We start from the raw sequence: 2524 nt of genomic DNA on the forward strand, positions 1-2524 counted from the left end.
CACCGCAGTCCGAGGAGCTGGCGCGGCTGGACTGGGCGTGGATCCGCTACGCCCCGTTGACGGTGTCCTCGCTCGCCGCCGTCGGTGCGTTCGTCGGTGCCCTGTTCAACATCGTGGGCGACGTCGGTCTGTCCCCGGGCGACCTCGTCGACACCGCGGGCGACCGTTTCGCGATGTCCCTGCTCCTGGCCGTCCTCGTGCTGGTCGCCGCGCTCGTCGGGATCGCCGTCGCCGGGGCGATGCTGCTCTTCGCGGAACGCTGGTTCGGCTACCGGCTCACCCGCGAGCCGGACGGGACGCTGCGGGTGCGCCGCGGCCTGCTGACCCGGCGGTCGCTGTCCGTGGCCGAGGAGCGGCTGCGCGGCGTGGAGATCTCCGAGCCGCTCCTGCTGCGCCTCGGGCGCGGGGGCCAGGCGAAGGCCGTCTCGACGGGCCTGTCCGGGGGCGGCGAGGGCGGCGTGCTCGGGCCGCCCGCCCCGATCGCCGAGGGTCACCGGCTCGCGGCGGCGGTGCTGCGCGACGGTCCCGTCACGCGCACGCCGCTGCGTCGCCACCCGCGGACGGCGCTCGTCCGCCGGTTGAACCGGGCCGTCGGCGGTGCCGTCGTGCTTGTCGCGGCGCTCTGGCTGCTCGACGTGTCGCTGGTGCGGACGGGCCTGGGCCCGGTGGCGCTCGCGCTCCTGCCGCTGGCGGCGATCGTGGGCTACGACCGCTGGCGCAACCTCGGCCACGCCCTCACCGAGCGCTATCTCGTGTCCCGCCACGGATCGCTGCTGCGGCGCACCGCTGCGCTGCAGCGCGGCGGCGTGATCGGCTGGACACTGCGGCAGAGCGTCTTCCAGCGTCGCTCCGGCCTCGTGACGCTGACGGCCGTCACGGCGGCGGGCGACGGCGGCTACCCGGTCGTGGACATCGCTGCCGCCGACGGGGTCGCGCTCGCCGACGCGGCCGTCCCCGGGCTGCTGACCCCGTTCCTCGCCGACGCCGGACCTCGTCCGCCCGCTCATCCGGGCCGCTGAGCAGTCGACCGCCGCCACCGCACCACGCCGGCACTCGCCGCCCGGACCCGGTCCGCCCGGGACGGCCCGGCCTCACCGCCGCCGCGAGCGCGTCCCGAAGATCCCCCGCATGATCTCCCGGCCCAGGGCGCTGCCCGCCGAGCGCAGGAACGACTTGACCGCGGGCGAGTTCAGCGCCGTCTCCACGAAGCCGGGCTCCTCGCGCTGCGGGGCCCGCCGGCGCGGCGCATCGTCGGATTCCGGTGCGGGCGCCGTCGAGACCTCCGCCTCCGCCCCCGCGCTGCCGTCCGCGGCGATCCGGCGGGTCAGCCGCTCGTAGGCGGACTCCCGGTCGACCGTCACCCCGTACTTCCCGTACAGCGGGGACGCCTTCGCCGCCTCGGTGATCGCCTCCGGCCCGATCGCTGCCATCAGCGAGCGGGGCGCCCGCATCCGAGCCCACGCCACCGGCGTCGGCGCACCGCGCTCGGAAAGCACCGTGACGATCGCCTCGCCGGTGCCCAGCGACGTCAGGGCCTTCTCGATGTCGTAGTGCTCGGTGGTCGGGTAGGTCTTGACGGTCTTGGCCAGCGCCGCCTGGTCCTCCGGCGTGAACGCGCGCAGCGCGTGCTGGATCCGCGCGCCGAGCTGGGAGAGCACCGAGTTCGGGACGTCGGTGGGCAACTGGGTGCAGAAGAACACGCCCACGCCTTTGGAGCGGATCAGCTTCACCGTCTGCTCGATGCGCTCCAGGAACGCCTTGGACGCGTCGGTGAACAGCAGGTGCGCCTCGTCGAAGAAGAAGACGAGCTTGGGCTTGTCGAGGTCGCCCGCCTCGGGGAGGTCCTCGAAGAGCTCCGCGAGCAGCCACATGAGGAACGTCGAGTACAGCCGCGGGTTCGCCGCCTGGTCGGCGAGCTCCAGCAGCGTGACGACGCCCTTGCCGTCCGGCCCGAGCCGCATCAGGTCCGCGGGGTCGAACTCGGGCTCACCGAAGAAGTCGTTCCCGCCCTGCGCCTCCAGGTTCACCAGCGCCCGGAGGATCACCCCGGCCGTCGCCGACGACACCCCGCCGATCCCCTTGAGGTCCGCCTTGCCCTCGTCGCTGGTGAGGTGCTGGATGACCGCGCGCAGATCCTTGGTGTCGAGCAGCGGCAGGTTGCGCTGGTCCGCCCAGTGGAAGATCAGGCCGAGCGTGGACTCCTGGGTGTCGTTGAGGTCGAGCACCTTGCTCAGCAGGATCGGCCCGAACTGCGTGAGCGTCGCCCGGATCGGGATCGCCGAGCTGCCCCCGCCCAGCGACAGGAACTCGACCGGGTACGCGGTGGGCGTCCAGTCGTCGCCGGTGTCCGCGGCGCGCGCGTCGATCTTCGGGTTCGGCGTGCCGGGGCGGGACATGCCGGAGACGTCGCCCTTGATGTCGGCCAGCAGGACCGGCACGCCGGCGGACGAGAGCTGCTCCGCGATGCCCTGCAGCGTCTTCGTCTTGCCCGTGCCGGTGGCGCCCGCGACCAGGCCGTGGCGGT

At 73.9% G+C, this 2524-nt stretch carries 2 protein-coding genes; one reads left to right on the forward strand and one right to left on the reverse strand.

Going from position 1 to position 2524, the window contains the following annotated elements; all coding sequences use genetic code 11:
• The coding region (locus tag AB7J25_RS30710) for a PH domain-containing protein (protein WP_428514903.1) at nucleotides 1-1019 on the forward strand (1019 nt) is incomplete at its 5' end.
• A 72-nt stretch (nucleotides 1020-1091) separates the two neighbouring features.
• Here AB7J25_RS30710 and AB7J25_RS30715 read toward each other — a convergent pair.
• Nucleotides 1092-2524 (reverse strand): helicase HerA-like domain-containing protein (locus AB7J25_RS30715; RefSeq protein WP_428514905.1); only part of this gene is annotated, 1433 nt, incomplete at its 5' end.

This window comes from Pseudonocardia sp. (genome assembly GCF_050246655.1).
GTDB lineage: Bacteria > Actinomycetota > Actinomycetes > Mycobacteriales > Pseudonocardiaceae > Pseudonocardia.